This is a genomic window from Lactobacillus sp. C449L (assembly GCF_059900815.1).
Genome location: NZ_JBWXGA010000129.1, coordinates 1 through 481, shown reverse-complemented (window position 1 = coordinate 481; position 481 = coordinate 1). Strand labels below are relative to the sequence as shown.

Below are 481 nucleotides of genomic sequence, written 5' to 3'. Positions count from 1 at the left end.
GCACCACCCGCTCGTGTCCCGACCGCTCCCAGGCCGCGTCGAGGTCCGACGGAGACGCATCCTCGCCGTTCGCCACGACCCGCAGCGCGACCGCGCGCGTGGCGAGGTCGCGGGCGCGCTGGATCGCAATGCCCATCGCGACCGCGTCCGCGACGGCGATGGCGCCGCCGGTCAGCCGCTCCGCACTGCCGGCGACCTCGATCGCGGCCGCCTCGCCAAGCAGGCGGTCGAAGCGCGCCGCCCAATCGCCCGCCAGCGGCGCCACGGAGGCCGCCCGGAACGTCTGCACGTCGCACGGCAGCACGACGTGCACCTCCGCGTCGCGGGCGAGCAGGGCCTCCGCGACGAGTATGTCCGAACCGGCGGCAAGAGCCCCGTAGCCGGCGCCCGGCGCGATCCCGTCCAGCGCGGCCGCGATCCGGGCAGCCGCGTCCCTCCCGTCGGCCAGCCGCATCGTCCCGCTGAAGTGCAGGACGGGCGC

The 481-nt window shown here is 76.9% G+C and carries 1 protein-coding gene; it reads right to left on the bottom strand.

What is annotated here, in order from left to right; genetic code table 11:
- The coding region (locus AC2JF9_RS08650) for a hypothetical protein (protein WP_500726951.1) at window positions 1–454 on the bottom strand (454 nt) is incomplete at its 3' end.
- Window positions 455–481: the final 27 nt, after the last annotated feature.